Consider the following 23,888-nt stretch of genomic DNA (forward strand, 5'->3'; position numbering starts at 1 on the left):
ATTCCGGTGGGATGAAAGAGGTAATCGACTTTTTCCGCCGCCTGCACGACAACAACGACCGTGCATGGTTCGACGCCCACCGCGCCGAGTGGACGCGTGTGAAAGGGCAGTTCGCGGCATTCACGGAGCAGTTGATCGCGGGAATCGCCGAATTCGATCCGACGGTGCGCGGCCTTCGGGTGCAGGACTGCACCTACCGCATCGCCCGCGACACGCGGTTCAGCCCCGACAAGTCGCCCTATAAAACATATATAGGTGCATACATTGCGCCGAAGGGCAAAAAGTCGGGTTTCGCCGGTTACTACTTCCATATCGAACCGTGCTGCGACAGCCTGGTGTGGAGCAACCTCCTCTCTGCGGGCCTTTACTGTCCCGAGCCGGTCGTGCTGCGCAGCGTGCGAGAGGAGATCCTCGACAACGGTGCGGAAATTGCAGCGGCCATAAAAAAGGCGAAAGGGTTCGACATCGTCGAAGGAAACAAGCTCAAGCGTGTGCCGACGGGATTTCCTGCCGACAGCGAATACGCCGAGATGCTCAAGCTCAAGGACTTCTACATTGCCAAGAAGATCACCGAGGAGTTTCTCCTCTCCGACGACCTGCTGGAGCGTACCCTTGCGGAGTTCCGCCGCACGCAGCCCTTCGTCGCGATTGTGAACCGCGCCGTGCAGTTCGCCTACGAGGAGATGATGTAATTTGCGAAATATGAAAAGGTTTCTGGTATTGTTCGCGCTGTTCGCCATTGCCGCGGCGCATGCGCAGAAAGTCGGGAAACAGACGTTCGTCTATGCCGTCAAGGAGGCCGATACGCTGCGGCTCGACCGTTATACGGCGCTCACGCCCGACAGCCGCATGCGACCCTGCCTGATGTTTGTATTCGGGGGTGGTTTCGTTTCCGGGACGCGCGACAATGCGAGTTACCTGCCTTATTTCGAGTATTACGCCCGTCGGGGGTATGTCGTCGTGTCGATTGATTACCGCCTCGGCATGAAGAAAGCCCTGCAGGCCGGGCCGCTCGACGAGCAGACTTTCCCCGAGGCTTGGATGGCGACGCTTGCAATGGCTGTGGGCGACCTCTACGATGCTACGGCATACGTGCTCGCGCAGGCCGGTGCGTGGGGTGTGGACAGGAGCTCGGTCGTGGCAAGCGGCTCGAGCGCCGGGGCAATCACCGTCCTGATGGGAGAATACGGCATCTGCAACGACCATCCGCTGGCACAAAAGAAGCTCCCGCAAGACTTCAACTACGCAGGGATAATATCTTATGCCGGAGCTATTTTCGACATGCAGGAAGAACTGCGGTGGGCCAAAACCCCCGCTCCGATCATGCTTTTCCACGGCGACGCCGACCGCAATGTTCCGTATGACGTGGTCACCTATGCGGGCGCCGGATTCTTCGGCTCGAAACATATCGCGGAAGAACTCACCCGGAAGCGTGTGCCTCACTGGTTCTATTCGGTGACCGACACCGATCACGTCATGGCGACGCGTCCGATGTCCGACAACCGCTACGAAATCGATTCGTTCCTCGAACGGTTTGTCCGCGATAGCCGGCCGCTGGTGATCGACACCTATGTCACGCCGCTCGATGCGCCGCAGCTTCCCAAGGAATTTTCATTGACGGACTATATCCGGGCCAATTTCGGCCGGTAGTTTTACCGTTCGACGATTCGCAGCCGCCCTTTCCGTAGGAGAGGGCGGCATTTTTTGCGCCGTGTGCCGGGGACGCACTCCCGGACAGAAACGGCAAAATGCGCATCCGGCGACGGCAACCTGTCGCCAACTGCATTTTTCTGCAGCAAAAAGTGCCGATTCTCCGGTTTCGGGTAGGTGATTCGCACGCTTTCCTTGTATTATAATACAAGAAAGTAAACTATGCGACAACAAATACAGAAATTCGGCAGGACTTTGAGCGGCATGGTCATGCCCAACATCGGCGCGTTCATCGCGTGGGGATTTATCACGGCGCTTTTCATCCCTTCGGGGTGGTGGCCCCACGAACGCCTCGCGCAGCTGGTCGACCCGATGCTGACCTACCTGCTGCCGTTGCTGATTGCCTATACGGCCGGCCGTAATGTCGCCGGGGAGCGGGGCGGCGTGACGGGCGCCGTCGCCGCCGTGGGCGTCATCGTCGGCAGCGACATTCCGATGTTTATCGGTGCCATGATTATGGGGCCGCTGGCGGGCTGCACGATCCGGTGGTTCGACAGATGGATTGAGGGGCGCGTAAAGGCCGGATTCGAGATGCTTGTCAGCAACTTCTCGGTCGGCATCCTGGGCATGCTGCTGGCCATACTGGGCTACTGCGTCGTCGGCAGTGTCGTCACAGGGCTGACGGTGCTCATCAGCAACGGTGCGGAGATTGTGATTCGCCACGGACTGCTGCCGCTCGTATCCCTCTTCGTCGAGCCGGCCAAGGTGCTGTTCCTCAATAACGCCGTCAATCACGGGATTTTTTCACCTATCGGAATTGAGCAGGCACGCGAAACCGGACAGTCGATTATGTTCCTGCTCGAAACCAATCCCGGGCCCGGTCTGGGCGTGCTGCTGGCCTGCTGGCTTTTCGGCCGCGGCAGCACCCGCCAGTCGGCGCCGGGCGCTGTTGTCATCCAGTTTTTCGGCGGCATCCACGAAATCTATTTCCCCTATATCCTCGCACGTCCGGCGCTGATTCTCGCCCCGATTGTGGGCAGCGCCGCGGGACTGCTCTTTTTCTCGCTGTCGGGCGCAGGGCTGGTGGCCCCCGCCTCGCCGGGAAGCATCGTGTCGATGCTGGCGATGGCTCCCAGGGGACAAACCCTTGTCGTCCTGCTCGGGGTGCTGATTTCGGCTGCCGTATCGCTGCTCGTCGCTTCGCCTTTTGTGCGGCGGGCTTCGGCCGCCGAATCGCCTGCGACGGGACATGCCGCCGGCAGCCCGGCACAACCCGCGCCGGGAGTCGTTGGCGGAACGGCACCGCACCCCGCTGGGATGCCTGTCCGCAAGGTGGTTTTCGCCTGCGATGCCGGCATGGGATCGAGCGCCCTCGGTGCCACCCGGTTCCGCAAACGGCTTGCGGATGCAGGCATCGGCGTTCTGGTCGGCAACAGCGCCGCGGACAGCATTCCCGCCGATGCCGATGTCGTCGTATGCCAGTCCCTGCTGGCCGCACGGATTGCCGGGACGGTAAAAGACGCGGAGCTTGTCGTTATCGACAATTTCCTTACCGATGCTAACCTCGACGCGCTTTTCGCCCGGCTCGACCGGGCCGCAGAGCGTGCATCCGGAGTCGGCGGTACGGCTGTGAAGCAAAACGAAAACACCCTGCCCGATGATGCCGCCGCACCGGACGGCGGAGGCATACTGCGACCCGAAAATATCCGGGTAGGACTGGCGCCGGAGCCGAAAGTGGCCGCAATCCGCCGGGCCGGAGAACTGCTCGTTACAGGCGGTTATGCCGAGCCGGAGTATATCGGGGCGATGCTGCGCCGCGAGGAGCTGGCGACGACCTGCCTGGGTATGGGAATCGCCATTCCGCACGGCACGTCCGACGCCAGGGAGCGTGTGCTGCACTCGGGCATCGTCGTGTTGCAGTATCCCGGCGGGGTGGATTTCGGCGGCGAAAAAGTTCATCTTGTCGTCGGCATTGCGGGTGTGGGGGATGCGCACCTCGACATCCTGGCCCGCTTGAGCGCCTCGTTCGAGGACGAGGAGCTGCTGCAGCGGCTGATGACGGCGACCGATCCGAAGATAATCTATGATAACCTGAAATAACCATCGATATGACAACTACAAAAATAACCGTTACCGCCCCGAACGGCATGCATGCGCGTCCTGCCGGGGAACTGGCGAAACTCGCCAAGGGCTTTGCTCATGCCCGAATTACCCTTCGTACCGCTGTGAAAGAGGCCAACGCCGCGAGCGTCCTTTCGGTTCTCGCCCTGGGATTGAAGTCCGGCACCGAAATCGAAATCCTTGCCGACGGCGGCGACGAGGCCGCCGCCGTGCAGGCCGTCCGGGAATTCATCGCCAATATCCGGGAGTAATGCGCGTCATTCGTACCGGAATCCCGACGGCGGGCATCGCCGTTGGAACGGCGTTCGTGCTCGAACGGCATGCGTTGCAGATGCCGTCAGCCGAAGCTGCGTCCCCGGAGACGGAAACGGCCCGTTTCCGCATGGCCATGGAGCGGGCGAAGGAGGAGTTGGAGGTGTTGGCTGCCGGGAATGCGGTTTTTGCCGCACACCGGGAGATGGCCGACGACCCTTTGCTTGCGGAGCAGGTCGAGGAGCGCATTGCACATGGGGGTGTTTCCGCCGGGCAGGCGCTCGGCGAAGCCTGCGCGGAGATATGCGGCATGCTGGAGGCGCTCGACGACGCATACCTGCGCGGCCGCGTCGACGATGTGCGGGACGTTTGCGCCCGGATTCGCCGCATCCTTTCCGGAGAGCCCGAGGCGAATCCCTTTGCGGAACTGCCGCCCGGAACGATTGTCGTGGCCCGGGAATTGGCACCGTCGGATACGGCGCTGATGGATTTCAGCCGGATAGCCGGGCTGGTGACGGAGCGCGGAAGCCGTACGAGCCACGTCTGCATTATCGCCCGAAACAAGGGTGTGGCGGCGTTGGTAGGAGTGCCCGAAGCCACACGTGAGATAAAAACGGGTGATAGATTGATAATCAACGGTGAATGCGGTGAACTTCTCGTCTGTCCCGATGCCGCTGCCGAGCGGGAATACGGCTGTCGTGCCGAAATCCTGCGACAGGAGGCCGTTCGCAGCCGGGAGGGGGCGCAGGCCCCTGCCGTTACGCGCAGCGGCCGCAAAATCGCCGTGCTGGGGAATGCCGGGAGCGTGGAAGAGGTGCGTGAGGCGCTCGACGCCGGAGCCGGGGGCATCGGCCTTTTCCGCAGCGAATTCCTCTATATGCAGGGGGATGCTTTTCCCGGCGAAGCGGAGCAGTTCGAGGCCTACCGGGCTGCCGCGGAGCTTTGCGGCGAGCGTCCGCTTATTATACGGACGCTTGATGTAGGGGGTGATAAGGCGCTGCCATACATGCATTTCGAACATGAGGAAAATCCGTTTCTCGGCTGGCGGGCCATCCGCGTTTCACTCGCCATGCGCGATGTGTTCCGCACCCAGTTGCGTGCTTTACTCCGGGCGGGAGCCTGCGGCAACGTGAAAATCATGTTCCCGATGATTGCCTCGGTCGGGGAGTTCCGCGAGGCGAAGGCCGCCGTCGCGGCCTGCATGGCGGAACTGGAGGCCGAGCATATTGCCTTTAGGCGCGATATGGAGCTGGGGGTGATGATCGAAACGCCCGCTGCCGTCCTCATCGCCGACCTGCTGGCCGCCGAGGCGCACTTCTTCAGTATCGGCACCAACGACCTCACCCAGTATATCATGGCCGCTGACCGTGGAAATCCTCGTGTAGCCTATCTCTGCGACCCGTTCGACGTGGCTGTGGAACGCAGCGTCGGCATGGCGATCGCCGCAGCCCGCCATGCCGGAATCGAAGTCGGGATGTGCGGCGAACTGGCTGCCGCGCCTCGCGCCACGCAACTGCTGCTGTCGCTCGGGCTCGAGGAGTTCAGCGTCAGCCCGCCTGCCGTCGGGGCACTCAAGCAACGTATACGTAACAGCGAATAATTTTGTATTTTTACATCTAAAATCTCAAACTACACAAAACATGAAGAAAACACTGCTCCTGTTGGCCGCCCTCGCGCTGTCGTCGGCCCTCTGTGCACAGGACTACCACATCGTCCTGTGGGATAATTCGACGGCGCCCACATCGAACGGTCTTACGGGCGATGAAATCGAGTATAAACCCGGCCAGTGGAAAAACACGCAGAAAGCCGAAATGTGGATTTACAAAGCCGGCGACAATGCCACGGGACAGGCGCTGGTCTTCTTTCCCGGAGGCGGCTATTCGGCCCTTTCGGTGGGCAACGGCCACAAGGAGGCCAAGTGGTTCGCCGAAAACGGCATTACGGCGGCCGTCGTGAAGTACCGCCTGCCCAACGGCCACCGCGAGGTACCGCGCAACGACGCCGACGAGGCCCTGCGCGTTATGCGCTCGATGGCTGCCGAACTGCATATCGACCCGGCGAAAGTAGGGGTGTCGGGCACTTCGGCCGGGGGATACCTCGCAGGCAGCGTGGGAACGCTCTCCGAGGTGAAGCCCGATTTCATGATTCTTTTCTACCCGGTGATTTCGGCCGATGCGGACAAGCGGCACAAGGGTACGTTCGTGCAGCTACTCGGGGCCGAAGATGCCGACGCCCCGGTGGCGCAGGAGTTCTCGCTCGAAAAGAAGGTGGACACTTCGACACCTCCGACGCTGCTGTTCCACTGCGACGACGACAAGGTCGTGCCGGCAGTGAACAGCGCCCTGTTTTACCAGCGGCTCAAAGAGTACGGCATCAAGGCCACGCTCCATATCTATCCTTCCGGCGGTCACGGTTGGGGCATGAACTCCAAATTCCGGTATTACGACGACTGGCAGAAAGCCGCCCTCGACTGGCTTTCGACCTTGTAACGGGCGCAGGCAAAAGGCAGAAAATAAGTATCCCCGGTTTTTACGACCGGGGATACTTATTTTTTTGCCTCGTCCCGTGAACCCGGCAGGGTGCCGTGTCCCGTACGAATGTGTGCCTATTTTTTGCGGTAGATGACTTCGCAGTGTTCGCCCGTCATGTATTCGACGATGTGCAGTACCTCATCGAGGCTGTTCGAACGCTGGTAGTTGAATGTATATCGCTTGTCGGCGTAACGTTCCGGTATCGAAATCCGCACGTCGTATGTCGTTTCGATATGCGAGATGATTTCGTGCAGCGTGGTGTTGGCCATCGTCACCAGGTCGTACTGCGTGAGCACGAGGTGCGAAGCGTTCACCTGCGAGATGGCGAGGTTGTCGTCTGCTGCGTCGTACAGGGCGCGCTGGTCGGGTTGCAGCGTTACCAGGTTTACCCCTTCGGGTGTCTGGAGGCGTACCGCCCCGTGCTCGAGAATCACCTCGGCCTGCTGCGAGCCGCTGTAAGCCTGGATGCAGAATGCCGTGCCGAGCACGCGCACGCGCAGGTTGTCGGTCGATACCGTAAACGGGGCGGCCTCGTTCCGGGCCACTTCGAAAAAGGCGGCGCCGGACAATTCCACGTCCCGCTGCGTTGCGCTGAATTCCCGGGGCAGGGTCAGTTTCGTATGGGCGTTGAGCCATACCTGCGTGCCGTCGTCGAGTGTCACGGTCGTCACGGTCGCCGTGTTGTTCTCGTAAATACGGTAGATGCCGGGCGAGGCGAGGAAATGCCATGCCGCCCCTGCGCACACTGCAAGCAGGATGGCCGCGGCCGTGCCCAAAGACCAGCGAAGCAGCCTGCCGCGCCGGCGTGCCGTGTCGATTTTCCGGATGCGCCTGTCGATGCCGTGCATGAATGCGGCGAAACGCGTGAGATCGGAACTTTCGGCGAAAACGTTGCGGGCATTCCACAGGCTTTTCAGTTCGAAGAAGTACTTCCTGTGCTCCTCCGACTCCTCCAGCCATTCGAGGATGTATTTCTCCTCCAGCTCCGAAGTTTCCCCGGCAAAATATTTTTGTAAGACGGCGTCCATTATAATCGTATCTTCCATTTTGTCTGTTGCTCGATTACTATACAATTAACGGGCGGGATCTACCCAATCGCATGCGAATTATTGGTCAGGAAAATGAGGAGCATCACCATCAGCAGCTCCGGTTTCGACAATTTCGCCCGCAGTTGTTTCAGCGCCAGGTAGATGTGGTTCTCGACCGTACTCTGCGCAATGCCGAGCCGATCGCTGATTTCCCGGTGCGAGAATCCCTCGAGGTAACTCAACGTGAAAACTTCGCGGCATTTGTCCGGCAGGGCCGAGATTGCCTCGTTGATACTTTTGCGCAGATCCTGCGAATACAGCTGCTCTATTACCGGGTTTTTATCCGGGTCGTAATAAGCGTAGCCGATGCTTTCGATCCGCTCCTGGTGGTAGGAGCGGTAGTTGCTGGCATGGCGGTGTTTATTCACGTAATTGACAGACTGATTGTAGACCGAGCGCAGCAGATAGCCGTAGAACGACTGCCCGGGATCGAGGCCCCCGCGCCGTATCCAGACATTCACGAAGACATCCTGCACGACATCCTGTGCCCAGTTTCCATGCAGGAAGAGCCGGGCATAAGCCGTCAGCGGAGCGTAATATCGGCCGCACATTTCATCGAAAGCCTCGCGGCTTCCGTCACGGATTGCAGCTATGAGTTCGGAAGACTCCATCAGTACAAAGTTAGAAAATATTTACACATCTGCATACCCGCAGGCCTTTTTTTATTAGCCGACAGGCAACAGGAACGGCGACGGGTCTGAAACCCGCCGCCGTTGACAGAGAATGCGGCTTTGCCGCCGGGCGGCATTTCCGGAAAGCCGGGTGCGCCGGTGTGTTCCCGCCGAAATCAGTCCTGCGACACGAAGGTTTTGGTCAGCAGCTCTTTCAGCGTTTCGGGATTGTTGGTGGTGATAAAATCCATCCCCCATGCGATGCATGTCATCATGTCCTGCAGCGTGTCGACGGTCCAGACGTTGGTGACCATGCCCTTGCCGTGTGCCTCGCTTATCCACGACGGAGTGCCGGAGTATACCGCGAATTTGTAGTCGATGCCCTTGATGCCGTCCTGATGGACTGCAGAAGGCGCAAGGTCGCCGTTCAGGTATTGCACCATGGCTCCCGGAAGCGCGGCGACAAGGCGTTTGCAGGTCGCATAGTCGAATGCGATGTACTCCACGCGGTCGGTCAGCCCTTTCGCCTTGACGGCTGCGACGACGGCATCCGCGGCGCGCTCGTTGTTGGCGGCCGTGCTGTGCTTCTTGATTTCGAGTATCAGCTTGGTCGTCGAATTCTTGGCCGCCTGTTCCAGGTAATCGTCGAGCGTGGGCAGTTTTTCGCCGTTGTCGAGCTTCAAATCCTTGATTTGGTCGTAAGTCACGTTCTCGATTACCAGGCTGCTTCCCGGTACGGTCTTGTCGTGGTTGATTACCACCTTGCCGTCGGTTGTGATCCAGACGTCGAACTCGGAGCCGTAGATGCCCAGCTCCTGCGCTTTGGCCAGCGCTGCGACGGAGTTCTGCGAGGCGCCGTCCTTGTGGTAGCCGCGGTGGGCGATTACCCCGGGCTTCGTGAGCGGTCTGGGGTTGTCGGAGAGCGTGAGTTGCGTAATTCCCAGCGGATACTGGCTCTGGCCCCGCATCAGCACCATCCGGTACCGGCCGGAAACGAATCCGGCGGGAATGCGGACGGAGATTGCCTCGGCAGTCGCCGATCCGTCGCATACGTAGGTGTCGGTGGTGTTGGCGAGCGATTCGAAGAGAATCTTGTCGCCGGCTGCGAAACCTTTCCCGTAGAGCGTGTAGCGATAGTTCGTGCCGACTTCGCAGCCCGAGAGGAAGAGCAGGTCGGAGATGCTGATTGTGCTGGGCTGCTGGTCGCGCCTGACGGTTTCATACAGCGCTTTCACCTTCTCTGCGGTCAGCGGTGCGTCATAGACGCGTGCGACGGCTACATCGCCTCTCCATGCATTCTGCCCCACGGTGGCGCTGGCGTCCACGCCGACGCCGAACCAGTAGCTCGTGGTCGTCGTAGGCGGCACGTAGTCGCCCGGGGCATCCATCGTGCCTTTCAGCTCGCCGTCGACGTAGATGTAGGTCTTGGCTTCGTCCTTGTTCCACACGCCCACGACGTGGTAGTAGCGGCCCGGATCGGGATTGATTCCGCTCTTGGTCCATATCCAGTTGGATTTTCCGCTCGTGCTCACATTGGGCAGGAAAGTCAGCTCCGTGCCTTTGTCGGCCTTGCTGATTAGAAATCCCGTGCCGCCGCTCGACATCGAGCTGAACATCTTCAATTCCGCCGAGCCGTCCGACTTCTCGTCCAGTTTGAAGAGCGCCTCGAGCGAGTGTCCGTCAGCGAGCGCATCCTGGAACTGCTTGCTGCCGGAGTAATCGGCCTTGTAGAAACCCTCGTTGACCGACGTGCCCGGCGTATGGTTGAAGTGCGCCGTGTACATCGAGTAGAGTTCGTTGTAATAGGTCATCATCGCCGTGCCGTCCAGTGCCTGTACGGGTGTTCCCATCGGGGAGTTGTCCACAGCCGTGCCGTCGTTCCTGAATACGACGTCGAGCAGGTCGGCGACGGGAACCTGTGGCTCCGGGCCGCCGTCCGCCGTCGTGGCGCTCACCGTTTCCGACCAGTCGGAATCGGCGGCGCCCACGGCCCTGACTTTGGCCCAGTAGGTCGTATTGCTCGAAAGGTTGAGCAGCTCCTGCGACGTTGCCGAGGCGGAGATACCCGTTTTATAGGCGTACTCGCTCTCGGCGGCGTCCGCCGAACCTTTCCAGTAGGCCAGCGTGTAGGAGGCAGCGCCGGATACGGCGTTCCACTTTACCGTCAGCCTGTCGGACGCCGTTGCCGCCGCGTCGAACATGACTCCGGCGGGTGCGTCGGGTTTCGTGGCGGGCGTTATGGCCGTACAGGTGACGACGATGTTATCCACGAGGGCGCGTTTGGCGGTCGTGGAGATTACGATACGGCAATCGGGGGTCACGTTCGTGAGCGTCACCTCGAAGTCGCGGAACTCGGCCTTGGCCGCCGAAATATCCACAGGGTCGGCTGCAGACACCTCCGTGATCGTGCCGCTGATGGCGCCTTTCGCTCCGAGCACGGCGCCGCGGACAGCCTTGACTGCGATTTTCCCGGCGTCGGCGCCCGCACCGTCGTACTTCTCGCTGTAAGCCTGTGCCGAGAAGCGTACCTTGACGGTCGCGGCATCGGGCAGGGTATTCAGTTCGGGGGTGTAGAGCGAGGCTGCGGCGCTGCCGGTGCCCATCTTGGCGTAACCGGGGCGTCCTGCGACGTTCCCCGATTTTCCCCAGGCCGAGAGTCCGGTGCCTTCGGTGTAGGCCGCCTGTACGCTGCCGCCGCTGAATACGTCGAATTCGTTGGCCGTGCATTTGGTCACCGCGAAGCCCGTCGGGTTGTCACCCGAGGCTGCGGCATAGGTGGCGCGGTTCGCGGCGGGCGGGTAGTAGCCTGCTGCGAAGTTGGCGATGTCGCCGCCGTGAATCAGTTTCGAGAAATCTTCGGCGATGAGGATGTCGCCGGCCTTGGCCGAGCCGGGCGCCGTCACGGTCGCCTGCGCACCCGCAGCGGCCGTGGCGTAAGGCAGCGGGTCGGAGAAGAAGTCGTTGGTCTTGTCGTCGACGCAGACGTAGTAGGTCGTGGCCGGAGCCAGCCCCGAGAACGTGAAGCGGAACCTGTTTCCGGCCGAGATGTTGAATACGTTCGATGCGTTCCAGCCGACGACCAGGTTCTTGCATTCGGCATCGCTGTATATCGCCGCATGGTAAACCTGTCCTGTGCCGTTTACGCACGCTTCGCCGTCCACGCGGGCCCATTCGACCGTAAGGGTCGACGAGGTGGCCAGCACTTTCGATACGACGATTCCGGCCTGTTTCGGGGCGTCTGTCGTCGTCTGCGAAACGACGGCGGAGTAATCCGAATCGTACTCGGGGTTGTTGAAGCGGCACGCTTTGACCTTGGCGTAGTACTTGGTTTGGGGAGTCAGCTCCTTGAGCAGGAACGATTCGGCCGGAATGCCCTGTTCGATTGCGGCGTCCTTTTCCTCCGTACCCTCGGCCCACCAGGCCACCGTGTAGGAGGCTGCGCCGGCCACTTCGTCCCATTTCAGGGTCAGCTTGTCGGAGAGAACCGCTTCCGCGTCGAATTTTACGTTCGCCGGGGTCGCCAGTTTGTCCAGCCGGGTTTCGCCGTCATAGGTGATGACGATGTCGTCGAGCAGGTAACGCGTCTTGTTTGCGCCCGCCTGCGCGGGATTCGATGAGAATGCGATGCGCGAGGTGGGCGATAGCCCGTCGAGCGTCACGCTGTACGTGCCGAATTCGCCTACGGACGAGGAGATGTCGACCACTTTCGACGCTACGGCCGTGCCCTTCTTGCTCACGACGTTGTTCGCGCCGAATTCGGCGCCCTCGACGGCTTCGACGACGATGTCGCTGCCGTAAACCTTGTCGTTCTCCGCATAGGCGCTGGCCGAGAAGCTGACCGTCACGGTCGTATTCTTCGGCAGTGCCGCCAGCTCGGGCGTATAGAGGATGCCGATGCCGCCGCTTCCGCCGCCGCACTTGACATAGCCCGGACGCGTGGAAACATTGCCCGACGAACCCCAGCCCGTCATGCCGAGGCTTTCGATGTATTCGGCCGAAGTGCCGCCCGTGTGGATGTGGAACTCCGTTGCCCAGTTGCAGAGGGGACGGTCGCCGTCGGCCTGCGGGTTCTCGCCCGCGGCTTTTTCCCACGTCTTGCGGAAGTCGCTTCCCGACAGGGCGTTGTATCCTGCTGCCGAACGGACGACATCGCCGCCGTGGATGAAATTCGAGAAGTCCTGCGCCAGTACGACGTCACCGGCCTGAACCGGGCTGTTCGCTGTGGCTTGGGGCCCGGATTTCGCCGTGGTGCCGGCCACGACGGGTGTCTGGATGTTGCCGAAGCTGACGTTGGAGATGCGTGCGTAGTAGGTCGTTTCGGGCGCGAGGCCCGAGAAGGTGTAACGTACGACGGGGTAGCCCGCCAGGGCCGTGAAGATGCCTTTGTCCGAGGTGAGTTTGCCGTCGGCGATCCAACTCACGTACAAATCGCTGCAAGCTTCGTCCTTGAAAAGTTCGATGTTGTAGCAGCGTGTGGCGTCGGTCGCGGCCTCCTCGGTGTACGACCATTCGTAGGTCAGCGTCGAACCCGTCGCGGCATGGAGCGTCAACTGCGGGTCGAGTTCCAGAATACCCACCGAGGCCATCAGCATGGCGGGCTGGTCGTTGGTGGTGACGTATACCCAGTCCGACGTGGCGGAGTAGGGGAAGTTGGCCCTGACACGGCCGTAATAAATCTGGTCGGCCGGCAGGTCGGTGAACTCATGGTAGTCGATTTGGTCCGTGGTTTTGCAGAGCGCTTCGCTGATGGGGTTCATCTCTCCGTCGACGAGCTGTACGGTGTACGACGTCGCGCCGCGTATGAAGTCCCAGCAGATTGTGAGCGACGTCGCCCCGTATTCGAGCAGTTTCACGTTTTTCGGGACTTTCGACTTGTGGGCGTCGGAGATTTCCACGCCGTCGTCCTTGCAGGCCGTCAGTGTGACTGCGGTCGAGAACGAAAACAGGGCGAAAAGGATATATAAGATGCTTTTTTTCATGGTTGTAGTCCGGTTTTAATATACGAGCTTGATGTCGTCGATATACCAGCGGCCGGCCTTGACGATCGAGCCGGAGAACCAGCTGTCGGCCGTGCAGAAGAACAGCGCCGGATTCTTACCCGTTCCCGGGTTGGGGACGACGGCCGAAACCTCGACCCACGTATAGGCCGGAATTTCGAGCGAGAAATAGCTTTTGGTCGACGCTACGATTTTGTTGAGCGTGCCCTTGTCGATGGCCAGGCCGTCGTTTTTCTCGCAAATGCCCACCATGCCCTGGTCAGGCGCCGCCGCCCAGATGGCGACTTTGAACGTAAGCAGCATGTCGTATCCCGCCGGGATGTCGAGCACCGGGGAAATAAGGCTGCCGGGCTGGTTTTCCACGTCGCTTGCCGCGCCGAACTGCATATAGCCCGGACACATGTAGTTGCGGTAGCCCGTCCAGCCCTCCATGCCGATAGCGCGGTAGAATGCCGGGTTGCCGCTGCGTACGGTCGAGGTGATGCCGCCGATGCTGGCGTTCGTGCCGGCCGTAACGCTCACCGTTTCGTTGCCGAGGTTCAGGTTGGCGACGGTCTTGTCCGCCGAGGTGACGCCCGCTTTCTTGCCGATGCAGTCGCCGCCCCACGGGAATTTGTTGAAGTCCAGTTCTACCAGCGGCGTTTCCTCGCCCGAAGCGTCGAATCCTGCACGTACGATGGTCGCTATCTGCCCGAAATCCTTTTCGGTGCCGGACTCGTCGGATACTTTGACGCCGAAAGTCACGATGCCCTGTTTGGTTGCCGTGCCGGTCAGCGGCACTTCGATGTAACCGTTTCCGGGGGCCGCGATGGTGTAACTGCCGCTCGACGCCGTTATGCCGTCGCCGCCCGATTGGGCCACGGTGACGGTGTATTTCTCGGTGCCGAGCGCTTTGACATAGGGTATGCGGAGCCGGGCTGCGGCCTCGGTGCCGAGTTTCAGCATCCCCGAGATGTCGAACGACTGCCCGTTGTCGAACGGTTTCCATTCGAATACGCCGTTCTCCTGCGTGATGGCGACGGCGACGTTCTGTTCGCCGCAGCCGTGCAGGTAGATCGTGGCGGTGCGCTCTTCGTCGGTGTTCTGGTCGCAGGTGACCGTTATTTTCTGGTACGTGCCGGGGTTGCCTTTACCCGAAAGCTGGTCTACATGCACCCAGCCGTAGGTGTTTTTCCACTCCCGGCTGTCGGGCACATCGCTGATGTACCAGTCGCCCGTAGCGCGGATCGTGAACGTATTGCTCGATTCGACGTACGGGAAACTCATCTCGCGCAGGTTGCGTTTTAGGAATCCCGTGTCGTCGTCGCTGCATGCGGCAAGACCACAGGCCCCGGCCAGCGCGAGAACTATCGTCAGTTTGTAAAAAAGTTTCATAATGATTGAATCGTTAGTTTTTTGGTAAACCGATAAAAAAAATCAGAAACCGACCCCGGCCCTGCCGGATGTCAATTCCCTACACGGTTTCTAACGAATCGAATGACTTGCAGCACAAATATAGCGAAATTTCGGGACTTGCAAGAAAAAGATTAAAAATTTTACCAATATTTTGCCATAAAATAAAATATTAATAAACATAGGTATGCATATTTAAATTACAAACCGATTAAAAAAGGCTCTGGTCGTTGGGTAGTTTATGTCTGTCGCTTGTATCTAATGCGAACCGGACAGGATAAGGTGCCGGTCGCCAGCCATACCGAACACTAAGCAAACTACTCAATTCAAACCTTAAAAACGAAACCCGAACATGCCTGACTAATCACTCTCACACCCGCACTACACGGTTTTACATCGGACAACGGATGACTTGCAAGGTTCTGTCGGCCGTATGAAAACGAATCTCCCGAAGCCCGTCCCTCCGACGCGGCTGCGGACTTGTTTTGCCGGCGGCGGCAGGAAGTAACCAATTAACCGAATTGAAACTATGAAGAAATTATTCCATAAAGGACTATGTCTGGTCATGGCGCTTTGCTGCGTGGCTTTCAACGGCTACGCTGCGGGAGGCGGACTCCCGGATGCGCAGGGGCATGACCTGAATTTATCCTACTCCCGAACGACGCTCAAGACCGTTGCCGATGCTATTACGCAGCAGGTGGGCATCGCATTCTCCTACGAGGTCGCACTGGCCGACTACCCGATGGAGAACCTGTACGTCACGCAGAAAGGTGCCGGCGTCGACGCCATTCTCTCGACGGTATTTACGCCCCGCGGCATCGACTACCGGGTGGTGGATAAAGTCGTGGTGCTGACCCGCAGCACGCGTCCCGTGCAGACGGCGCAAGCAGCTCCCGTCCGGGCCGAAGTGACAGGTACCGTCCGGGATACCGCCGGCAATCCGATGATCGGCGTGACCGTCACGATCAAAGGAACGCTCACCGGCGCCTCGACGGGTGTCGACGGCAGTTATGCGATTCCGGCCGGCAACGACGCCACGCTGCTCTTCTCCTACATCGGCTACCGCAACCACGAAGAGGTCGTGGGACGCCGCACACGGATTGACGTTACGATGCAGGAGGATCTGCTGATGGTGGACGAGGTGGTCGTCGTGGGTTACGGTACGCTCAAGAAACGCAACATCGTAGGAGCCGTCGAGACCCTCTCGGGCGACGCGGTCGAAAACCGCCCCAACGCCAATATCACCCGTTCGCTGCAGGGGCAGATTCCGGGCCTGAACATCGTGCAGGTCGACGGTAAGGCCGACCACCAGGGCCAGGTCACCATCCGCGGCGTGAACAACAACTTCAAGGCCCGCGTGAACGGCGGACAGAAAAGCAATACGCTCGGCCAGGGCGGCAGCGCTCTGGTGCTCATCGACGGCGCCGAAGGCGACATGGGGTCGGTGAATCCCGACGACATCGCCTCGATTTCCGTGCTCAAAGACGCATCGTCGGCCGCAGTCTACGGTGCCCGCGGCGCTTTCGGCGTGATTCTGATTACGACCAAAAATCCCGAGAAAGGCCGGGTGCGCGTGAGCTACAACGGCTCGGTTTCCCTGCACCGCCGTACGGTCATCTGGGAGGACAACGTAGTGACCGATCCCGTGCAGTGGGTCGAAGCTTTCCGCGAATCCTATCTCAATGCATCGCCCACGGCCACCGTTCCGTCGCTTTTCAACAACTACATGCCTTATTCGAACGCATGGTTCGACGAACTGAAGCGCCGCCGCGCCGACCCGACGATGGACAATTACGACATCGACGGCAACGGCAATTACAATTACTACGGCGAAACCAACTGGCTCGAGGAGGTTTACAAGTCGGTGAACTATTCGACCACGCATACCGTCAGCATACAGGGCGGCCGCGAGGGGATAAGCTACTATGTTTCGGGCCGCTACTACAACCAGGACGGCATCTACAAAGTGGGCGAGGAGACCTACAAGAAGTATAACCTCCGCGCCAAGGGCTCGATACGCATCCGTCCGTGGCTGACGCTCGACAACAACACGAGCCTGATGAGCAGCAAGTACCGCCAGCCGATGGTGCACTACGGCCAGCAGGTGATTTCGCGCCAGCTCGACATGTTCGCATTCCCGTTCGCACTGCTCAAAAACCCCGACGGCACCTGGACGCAGACGGCGGCCAAGACCGGATACGCGGCGTTCGCCGAGGGAACCTCGTGGCAGGAGAACAACCGGCTGGAGGTCGCCAACACCACGACGTTCAATTTCGAGTTCGTGCCGGAGGTATTCAAGGTTTCGGCCGACGTTACCTACAAAGGCGCCCGCTGGACGCGCGACCGCATGGAGAACCTCTACACCTACTATACGGGCGTAAACGTCTCCGGGGAGGACAACAGCACCTCTTCGCTCGAAAACTGGAATTACATCTCCAACTACATTTCGACCAACATCGTCGGTACGGTTACGCCCAAACTGGGGCCGGACCACGATTTGAACGTCGTTGCGGGCTGGAACCTCGAGGATTACGACTACCGGACGCAGAAAACCTACCGGCAGGGCAACCTCTATCCCTCCAAACCGAGCTTCACGCTGATGGACGGCGAATACTATTCGACCACCTCGGGCGGCTATACGTGGGGACTGGTCGGTTTCTTCGGCCGTGTCAACTACGCCTATGCGGGGCGTTACCTCGTGGAGTTGAGCGCCCGCTACGACGGTTCGTCGAAGTTCCCGGCCGACTCGCAGTGGGGGTTCTTCCCCTCGGCCTCGCTCGGATGGCGCCTCTCGGAGGAGCCGTGGCTGAAGCCGCACGTCGAAAACTGGCTGGATAACTTCAAGGTGCGCGCCAGTGTCGGCTCGCTCGGAAACGCCAACATCGACCCCTACCAGTACCTCGAAACGATGACCGCCACGGGCAGCGCGTCGATTGCCAAGTCGTCGGTCATCATCAACGGCAAGAACGTTCCCTACACGTCGGTTCCCGACCTGATTCCGGACGACATCACCTGGGAGAAGGTGACCACGTACAACATCGGCCTCGACCTCGACATGTTCAACAACCGGCTTTCGTTCTCGGGCGACTACTACCGGCGCAACACCACCGACCTGTACACCGTCGGCCCGAACCTCCCGCAGGTGCTGGGCAGCGCGGCGCCCTACGGCAACTACGCCAGCCTCAAGACCAAGGGCTGGGAGGTCAGCCTCGGCTGGCGCGACTCGTTCAAACTGGGCGGCAAGCCGTTCAATTACAGCATCAAGGGCATGTTGTGGGACAGCCGCAGCTGGATTACCGACTACTACAACGAAACGGGCGACCTGACGACCTATTACAAGGGCATGGAAATCGGCGAAATCTGGGGCTTCCGCACGGCGGGTATCTACGCCAGCAACGCCGACGCGCTGAACGGCCCCGCCTATAACTTCTTCAAGAACGGCGAGATGTTCCGCGCCTATGCCGGCGACCTGCGCTTCGTCGACGTGGACGGCGACGGCATCATGACCAAGGGCAGCCGCACGCTCTCGAACCACGGCGACATGGAGATTATCGGCAACCAGTCGCCCCGCTACCAGTACAGCATCAACATGTCGCTGAACTGGAACGGCATCGGTCTTTCGATGCTCTGGCAGGGCGTGGGCAAGCGCGACTGGTATCCGTGGACGGAGTCCGGATTCTTCTGGGGCAAATGGAACCGTGCCTACAACTCGCTGATGAAGAGCCAGACGGGCAACAAGGTCGTGCAGATAGACAAGAGCACCGACAACTGGCGCGTCACCAACATGGACAAGAACCCTTACTGGACACGCATGGTGTCGCTCGCCGCCAACCGCAACGACGGCCCGCTGACGTGGGAGAACGACCACTACCTGCAGGACGCTTCGTACATCCGCCTGAAGAACATCACCATCGACTATACCTTCCCGAAGCACATCTGCAAGAAACTGCGCATCGAAGGGCTGAAAATCTACCTCTCGGGCGAAAACCTCTTTACGCACTCGCCGATGTTCAAATACACGGACATGTTCGACCCTGAGGTAATCACCAGCGGCGACTCCGACTTCGCCAACTCGCAGACCGCGGGATTGGGCGGCACGGGTAACGGCTATTCCTACCCGATGCTCAAAACCGTGACTTTAGGTATCAACCTGACTTTTTAACCGACAGAAACATGAAAAAGATTCTATGCTATACGCTTCTGGCCGTCACGGCCGCCGGTTTGGCTTCCTGCGAGGATTTCCTCACGCGGGATACCTACGACCAAATCGGCAGCGAGGAGTTCTGGAAATCGGAAACCGATCTCGAACTTTATGCCAACGGTTTCATTCAGAAGATGATACCGGGCGACGGAACCATCACGCGCGGCGACATCTACGCCGATTACTGCGCCGTGGACATCCCGACCGACCTGCTGCGTCCCGACGGCAACGTCACGCCCGACAACCAAACGGGGTGGGCCGAAAGCAACTGGACGAACCTGCGCCGCGTCAACTACATGCTCGACAACATGCACAAGTGCAGGGGGCGTGTGAGCGACGAGATATACAACCATTACGAGGGCGTCGCACGCTTCTGGCGCGCATGGTTCTACTACGACAAGGTGCAGACTTTCGGCGCCGTGCCCTGGTACGACTTCACCATAGCGGCCAGCGACAAGGAGGCGATGATGAAACCCCGCGACAGCCGCGAATACGTCATGGACAAAGTGCTCGAGGACCTTACGTTCGCCGGCACGCACTGCCTTGCCGACGCCAAGTTCACGCAGGGTTCGGCCCTGATTAACAAGTGGGTCGCACTGGCCTTCAAATCGCGCGTATGCCTTTACGAGGGCACGTTCCGCAAATATCATTCGCGGGAGCCGTCCTCCGACAAGCCGTGGCAGAACGACGTGTATAATGCCGACGACAAGTTCCTGCGCGAAGCTGCCGCCGCGGCCAAAGAGATTATGGACAAGGGCCCGTTCTCGCTCGTCACGGGCGATGTCAAAACCGCCTACCGCTCGCTCTTCACCAGCGCCGGACTGCTCACGCAGGAGGTGATTTTCGGCCGCGAATACAGCAAGGAGCTCGCGAAATTCCACGAAACGAGCTGGTATTACTACTCGCCGACCTACGGTGCCAAGATTGCCATGACCAAGAAGTTCATGAACACCTACCTGACGACCAAAGGCACGCCGTTCACCGACATCGACGGCTACAAGAGCATCGACTTCCTCCGCGAATTCGACGGCCGCGACGCCCGCATGGCGCAGACGGTCATCAGCCCGACCTACATGATGAAAATCGGCGGCAGGGAACGCCTCTATTCGCCGAACTGGAAGGTGACCCGCACGGGCTACCATCCGATTAAATGGTGCATCGACGACGATGCCGACAACGTGCTTTCGAAGGCCGCGAGCTGGAACTCGCTTCCGATTTTCCGCTATGCCGAGGTGCTGCTCAACTACGCCGAGGCAAAAGCCGAACTGGGCGAAATGGACGCAGCGGTCTGGGAGCAGACCATCGCGCCGCTGCGCAGCCGTGCCGGAGTGACTTCGGTCGTGCCTGCCAAGGCCGACCCCTATATGGAGGCATACTTCCTCAATACGGTGACCGACAAGTGGATACTCGAGGTGCGCCGCGAGCGCGGCATCGAGCTCTGCCTTGAGATGGGGCTCCGTTGGGACGACGACATGCGCTGGCACATGGGCGATTTGCTTACGAGCGAGAACAACCCGTGGACGGGCATCTACATCGGCAGTACGGGCTACACCTACGACTATACGGGCTTGAGTACCGACGACAACGGCGAACCCGTGCCCGACTTTTACATCCGTCCGGGCGAGGATACCGAACATTCGATCGCCATTTCGAACACGGGCACCAACCAGACTTTCTCGCTCAACGCCGACGGCAACATCGTCTGGGAATACAAGCGCGTCTGGGGTGAGAAGAAGTACCTGCGTCCGATTCCGCTGACGGCGATTACCCGCAACCCGAACCTCGAACAGAATGCGCACTGGAAATAAGCATAAAACACACTGGATATGAAAACAAAAATCATGATATTATGCTGCATGGCGGCTGCGCTGATGCTTGCATGCAGCAACGATAAGTCGGGGCCGGAGGGCGGCGACGGCATCGAAACCGAAGTCAACGGCACGCAGCTGGGCGAGGAAACGACCCTCTACGGCCTGATTACGGATACTTCGGGCAACCCCGTGCCGGGAGTGGCTGTGTCGGACGGTTACGGCAGCGTCGTGACCGACGCCAACGGCGTGTACCAGATGACCCGTTACAAGAAGGCGCGCTTCGTCTGGTACAGCACGCCGTCGGGCTATGCCGTCAATACCTCGGGCGACAACTACCCGCTGTATTACGCCGAAATCGTGCATAAGAACATCGCCGACCGGCACGATTTCGTGCTGACGCCGCTGCCCGCCGCGGAGAGCGACTTCACGCTGGTATGCATCGCCGACCCGCAGTGCCTGACAACCGACGAAATCAGCCGCTACGTCAATGAAACGATTCCCGACATCGAAGCGACGGTCGAGGGGTACAAGACCAAAGGCAAATCCGTCTACGGCATCACGCTCGGCGACATCGTGTTCGACACGCCCGATTTGTGGAGCAATATGAAGGAGGCGATGGCCAACCGCAACCTGCCGATTTTCCAGACCATCGGCAACCACGACCACCTGCAGACCGAAACCTCGGACGACAACGCCGCCGCCAACTTCGAATCGCAGTTCGGCCCGCGCAATTACTCGTTCAACCGCGGCGATGCGCACATCGTATCGGTCGACAACGTCCTTTACGAAGGCAAGAAGAAGTACAAGGGCGGCATCACCGACAAGCAGCTCGAATGGCTGCGGCAGGATTTGTCGCATGTGGACAAGAACAAGCTCGTGATTCTCTGCGCCCACATTCCTTTCCGCAGCGGCAAGAGCGAAACCGACGAGAGCCACGCGAACTACGACGGTGTGCTCGACCTGCTTTCGGAGTTCGCCGAGGCCCATATCATGATCGGCCATACGCACTACAACCAGAAGTACATCCACAGCCGCAACGGCAAGACAATATTCGAGCATGTCCACGGCGCCGCCTGCGGGGCATGGTGGACGTCGAACCTCTGTGCCGACGGCACGCCCAACGGCTACGGGGTCTACGAAATATCGGGCAACGGCATTGCCAACCACTATTACAAGTCGACCAACAAGGAGGCCGGTTACCAGATTCGCGCCTATGCGGCGACGCAGGTGTTCGGGAAGTCGGGCAGCACGACCTTCTGCTGGGCGACCAACTATCCGGCCATGAACGACCCGAAATGCATCGTGGCCAACGTCTGGAACTCGGACAAAAGCGGCAGCTGGAAAGCAGCGCTCTGGCAGGACGGTTCCAAGGTCTGCGACATGACCCGCGTTTCGACCTACGACTATTGGGCGTATGCCTACCACGTGCTCTATTACAGCAAGAGCGTGGGCACGACCTGGGGCAAGAACCTCGACCATTACTATTACGGCAAACTGGCGTCGGGAACGCCCGAAACGGCCGATTTCGAAATCGTCGTCGAGGACGGCATGGGCAATACCTACCGCACGTCGACGCTCCAGACCGACTTCATCGGGTTCTGATTCCGGCCCGTATGCAACGAAAGAGGGTGGCTTTGCAAAGCCACCCTCTTTTTATGTACGCTGTGTCCCGGTGTGTGCCCGATTCGGCGCTTTCCGAAGGGCGGGAGCCCCGCCGGTTGTTCTCACCGCGGCTGCCGTCTGCACGCGGCTAATACCACCCGGGCGTCTGGGTGAGGTTGTAATTGCGGCTCATCGACGCCTGTGTGATGGGCCACAGCAGGATGTTCTCGTTCTTTTCGCGCTGTGCGGCGATTTCCGCGCTGTAATCCCAGATTGCATCCATGCGCACCAGCATCCACCACGTGCGGCCTTCGCCGACCATCTCCTTGAGGTATTCGTCAAGCACGGCCTGCCTCACGGCGGCAGGCGACGGGTCGGTATAGTAGTCCGCCGAACCGTACGCCCTTCCGGTCAGGGGCTCCAGCGCTTCCAACGCCCCCGCATAATCCTCCTGATAATATTTGATTTCGGCATCCATCAGGAAAGCCTCGCCGTAACGGTAGAGGATGAAATCCGAATCGAAGATGCGCGTGCCGTTGTCCACCCGTCCCATCAGCTTCTCCGTCCAGCCGATTTCCTTGCCGCCCGTGCCGTATCCGGCCGTACGGCAGGTCAGCTTCACACGTGTGTCCGCCTTGTCTGCCATCAGCAGTTCTTCGTACGCGGGGGCATACCACCACCATTGGTTGCCTACGGTGGTGGGGACGGGGTTGTTGCGGAAGGACGCCTCGACGTAACTTTCGTTCCAGCCCAAGTAGTAGGCCGGCCCGTTGACCGCCTCGGATACGTCCTGGTGCACCGCGAAAATCACCTCGCGGCCGCATTTGTTCGACGAACTGAAAATGTTCGCATACTCGGTTTCGAGTTTCGAGGCCGTAAGGCCCAGCGCATCGATTGCTCCTGCGGCCATGGCCAGGTAGCTGCTGCCGCCCTGCTGCATGCGGTACATCCACAGGGCGTAGTCGGCTTTGAGCATCTTGACGGCGGCCGGTGTGGCGACGGTCTTGTCCGAAGCCTCGGTGACGTATCTTTCCGCTTCGGCTATGTCCGCGCCGACCTGTTCCAGCACTTCGGCCGCGGGCGATCGTTTCAGGTAGAGTTCCGTCGCGGTCGATTCGTAGCCCCACAGGGGCAGGGGCGCATCGCCCCAGATGCGGGCGATCTGGAAATAGCAGTATGCGCGCATGAAATAGGCGTTTCCCAGGCAGAAATTCCGCGGGGTTTCCTTCAGGTTCATGGCCGGGACGTGCCTGATGATGAGGTTCGTTTGGTTGATTGTCGTGTAAAACGCCGTCCAGTCCGCATAGGCGTTGGTCGAGCTCATCGTCGAAGTGCGCACCTGCGACTGGTCGACGCTGTTGAGCGTGTTGTGTGTGCCGGGGCCCCACAGTCCGGTGCGGAATTCGCCCCAGCAGAGATAGGCGTCGGGCATCGTGCGCAGCGAGTTGCGCAGGTAGACGTACAGGCCGTAGGTCGCCGACGTGGCGTCGCTTTCGTCTTTCCACATATTGCTGGCCGACAGCTTGTTGTCCTGCATGATATCCAGGTCGCCGTGGCATCCGCCCGCCCCCAGCGCGATTGCTGCGGCGAGCAGGCACGTTGTGATGTGCTTGAGTTTGCGTTTCATGGCGG

General features: G+C 59.9%; 14 protein-coding genes. 9 read left to right on the forward strand and 5 right to left on the reverse strand.

Translation table 11 applies throughout. From position 1 onward, the window contains the following. Positions 1–11 precede the first annotated feature (11 nt). The 6 genes from QZT71_RS03085 to QZT71_RS03110 all read left to right on the forward strand — a co-directional run bounded on the left by QZT71_RS03085 (position 12) and on the right by QZT71_RS03110 (position 6,512). Positions 12–692, forward strand: coding sequence for a DUF2461 domain-containing protein (locus QZT71_RS03085; RefSeq protein ID WP_295912300.1), 681 nt, complete (start codon positions 12–14; stop codon positions 690–692). Between the two features lie 10 nt (positions 693–702). Then, a complete protein-coding gene (locus QZT71_RS03090) occupies positions 703–1,650 on the forward strand; it encodes an alpha/beta hydrolase (RefSeq protein ID WP_295912303.1) in 948 nt (315 codons plus the stop codon). 222 nt (positions 1,651–1,872) lie between these two features. Continuing rightward, positions 1,873–3,750, forward strand: coding sequence for a PTS mannitol transporter subunit IICBA (locus QZT71_RS03095; RefSeq protein WP_295912306.1), 1,878 nt, complete (start codon positions 1,873–1,875; stop codon positions 3,748–3,750). An 8-nt stretch (positions 3,751–3,758) separates the two neighbouring features. Next, positions 3,759–4,022 (forward strand): HPr family phosphocarrier protein, encoded by a 264-nt coding sequence (locus QZT71_RS03100; RefSeq protein ID WP_295912309.1) that lies wholly within the window; start codon positions 3,759–3,761, stop codon positions 4,020–4,022. Next, entirely contained in the window at positions 4,022–5,623 is a 1,602-nt protein-coding gene (gene ptsP, locus QZT71_RS03105; protein WP_295912312.1) for a phosphoenolpyruvate--protein phosphotransferase, read from the forward strand. The genes QZT71_RS03100 and ptsP overlap by 1 nt, the downstream gene beginning before the upstream one ends. A 40-nt stretch (positions 5,624–5,663) precedes the next feature. Further along, positions 5,664–6,512 carry an alpha/beta hydrolase gene (locus tag QZT71_RS03110; RefSeq protein WP_295912314.1) on the forward strand — a complete coding sequence of 283 codons (849 nt, stop codon included), beginning with the start codon at positions 5,664–5,666 and terminating at the stop codon, positions 6,510–6,512. A gap of 116 nt (positions 6,513–6,628) precedes the next feature. Here QZT71_RS03110 and QZT71_RS03115 read toward each other — a convergent pair whose 3' ends face one another. From QZT71_RS03115 to QZT71_RS03130, 4 genes are all read right to left on the reverse strand, one after another. After that, complete coding sequence (locus tag QZT71_RS03115) at positions 6,629–7,600, reverse strand: FecR family protein (RefSeq protein ID WP_295912316.1); 972 nt, start codon at positions 7,598–7,600, stop codon at positions 6,629–6,631. Between the two features lie 41 nt (positions 7,601–7,641). Continuing rightward, on the reverse strand, positions 7,642–8,253 hold the full coding sequence (locus tag QZT71_RS03120; RefSeq protein WP_295912319.1) for an RNA polymerase sigma factor: 612 nt from the start codon (positions 8,251–8,253) through the stop codon (positions 7,642–7,644). Positions 8,254–8,429: 176 nt separating this feature from the next. After that, positions 8,430–13,232 (reverse strand): glycerophosphodiester phosphodiesterase family protein, encoded by a 4,803-nt coding sequence (locus tag QZT71_RS03125; protein WP_295912322.1) that lies wholly within the window; start codon positions 13,230–13,232, stop codon positions 8,430–8,432. A 15-nt stretch (positions 13,233–13,247) separates the two neighbouring features. Then, positions 13,248–14,624, reverse strand: a complete 1,377-nt coding sequence (locus tag QZT71_RS03130; protein WP_295912325.1) for a BACON domain-containing protein — start codon at positions 14,622–14,624, stop codon at positions 13,248–13,250. A gap of 547 nt (positions 14,625–15,171) precedes the next feature. On the opposite strand from QZT71_RS03130, the gene QZT71_RS03135 reads away from it, so the two are divergent. Genes QZT71_RS03135 through QZT71_RS03145 form a run of 3 tightly spaced genes read left to right on the forward strand, consistent with a single transcriptional unit; the run spans position 15,172 to position 22,256 of the window. Continuing rightward, positions 15,172–18,804 carry a TonB-dependent receptor gene (locus QZT71_RS03135; protein ID WP_295912328.1) on the forward strand — a complete coding sequence of 1,211 codons (3,633 nt, stop codon included), beginning with the start codon at positions 15,172–15,174 and terminating at the stop codon, positions 18,802–18,804. An 11-nt stretch (positions 18,805–18,815) separates the two neighbouring features. Next, complete coding sequence (locus tag QZT71_RS03140) at positions 18,816–20,651, forward strand: RagB/SusD family nutrient uptake outer membrane protein (RefSeq protein WP_295912331.1); 1,836 nt, start codon at positions 18,816–18,818, stop codon at positions 20,649–20,651. A gap of 18 nt (positions 20,652–20,669) precedes the next feature. Beyond that, a complete protein-coding gene (locus QZT71_RS03145) occupies positions 20,670–22,256 on the forward strand; it encodes a calcineurin-like phosphoesterase family protein (protein ID WP_295912333.1) in 1,587 nt (528 codons plus the stop codon). A gap of 148 nt (positions 22,257–22,404) precedes the next feature. Here QZT71_RS03145 and QZT71_RS03150 read toward each other — a convergent pair whose 3' ends face one another. After that, a complete protein-coding gene (locus tag QZT71_RS03150; RefSeq protein WP_295912335.1) occupies positions 22,405–23,883 on the reverse strand; it encodes a RagB/SusD family nutrient uptake outer membrane protein in 1,479 nt (492 codons plus the stop codon). Positions 23,884–23,888: the final 5 nt, after the last annotated feature.

Source organism: uncultured Alistipes sp. (genome assembly GCF_902388705.1).
Lineage (GTDB): Bacteria > Bacteroidota > Bacteroidia > Bacteroidales > Rikenellaceae > Alistipes.

Coding starts and splice junctions, on each gene's coding strand:
- QZT71_RS03085 (WP_295912300.1), top strand. CDS start 12: ATGAAAGAGGTAATCGACTTTTTCCGCCGCCTGCACGACAACAACGAC.
- QZT71_RS03090 (WP_295912303.1), top strand. CDS start 703: ATGAAAAGGTTTCTGGTATTGTTCGCGCTGTTCGCCATTGCCGCGGCG.
- QZT71_RS03095 (WP_295912306.1), top strand. CDS start 1,873: ATGCGACAACAAATACAGAAATTCGGCAGGACTTTGAGCGGCATGGTC.
- QZT71_RS03100 (WP_295912309.1), top strand. CDS start 3,759: ATGACAACTACAAAAATAACCGTTACCGCCCCGAACGGCATGCATGCG.
- ptsP (WP_295912312.1), top strand. CDS start 4,022: ATGCGCGTCATTCGTACCGGAATCCCGACGGCGGGCATCGCCGTTGGA.
- QZT71_RS03110 (WP_295912314.1), top strand. CDS start 5,664: ATGAAGAAAACACTGCTCCTGTTGGCCGCCCTCGCGCTGTCGTCGGCC.
- QZT71_RS03115 (WP_295912316.1), bottom strand. CDS start 7,600: ATGGAAGATACGATTATAATGGACGCCGTCTTACAAAAATATTTTGCC.
- QZT71_RS03120 (WP_295912319.1), bottom strand. CDS start 8,253: ATGGAGTCTTCCGAACTCATAGCTGCAATCCGTGACGGAAGCCGCGAG.
- QZT71_RS03125 (WP_295912322.1), bottom strand. CDS start 13,232: ATGAAAAAAAGCATCTTATATATCCTTTTCGCCCTGTTTTCGTTCTCG.
- QZT71_RS03130 (WP_295912325.1), bottom strand. CDS start 14,624: ATGAAACTTTTTTACAAACTGACGATAGTTCTCGCGCTGGCCGGGGCC.
- QZT71_RS03135 (WP_295912328.1), top strand. CDS start 15,172: ATGAAGAAATTATTCCATAAAGGACTATGTCTGGTCATGGCGCTTTGC.
- QZT71_RS03140 (WP_295912331.1), top strand. CDS start 18,816: ATGAAAAAGATTCTATGCTATACGCTTCTGGCCGTCACGGCCGCCGGT.
- QZT71_RS03145 (WP_295912333.1), top strand. CDS start 20,670: ATGAAAACAAAAATCATGATATTATGCTGCATGGCGGCTGCGCTGATG.
- QZT71_RS03150 (WP_295912335.1), bottom strand. CDS start 23,883: ATGAAACGCAAACTCAAGCACATCACAACGTGCCTGCTCGCCGCAGCA.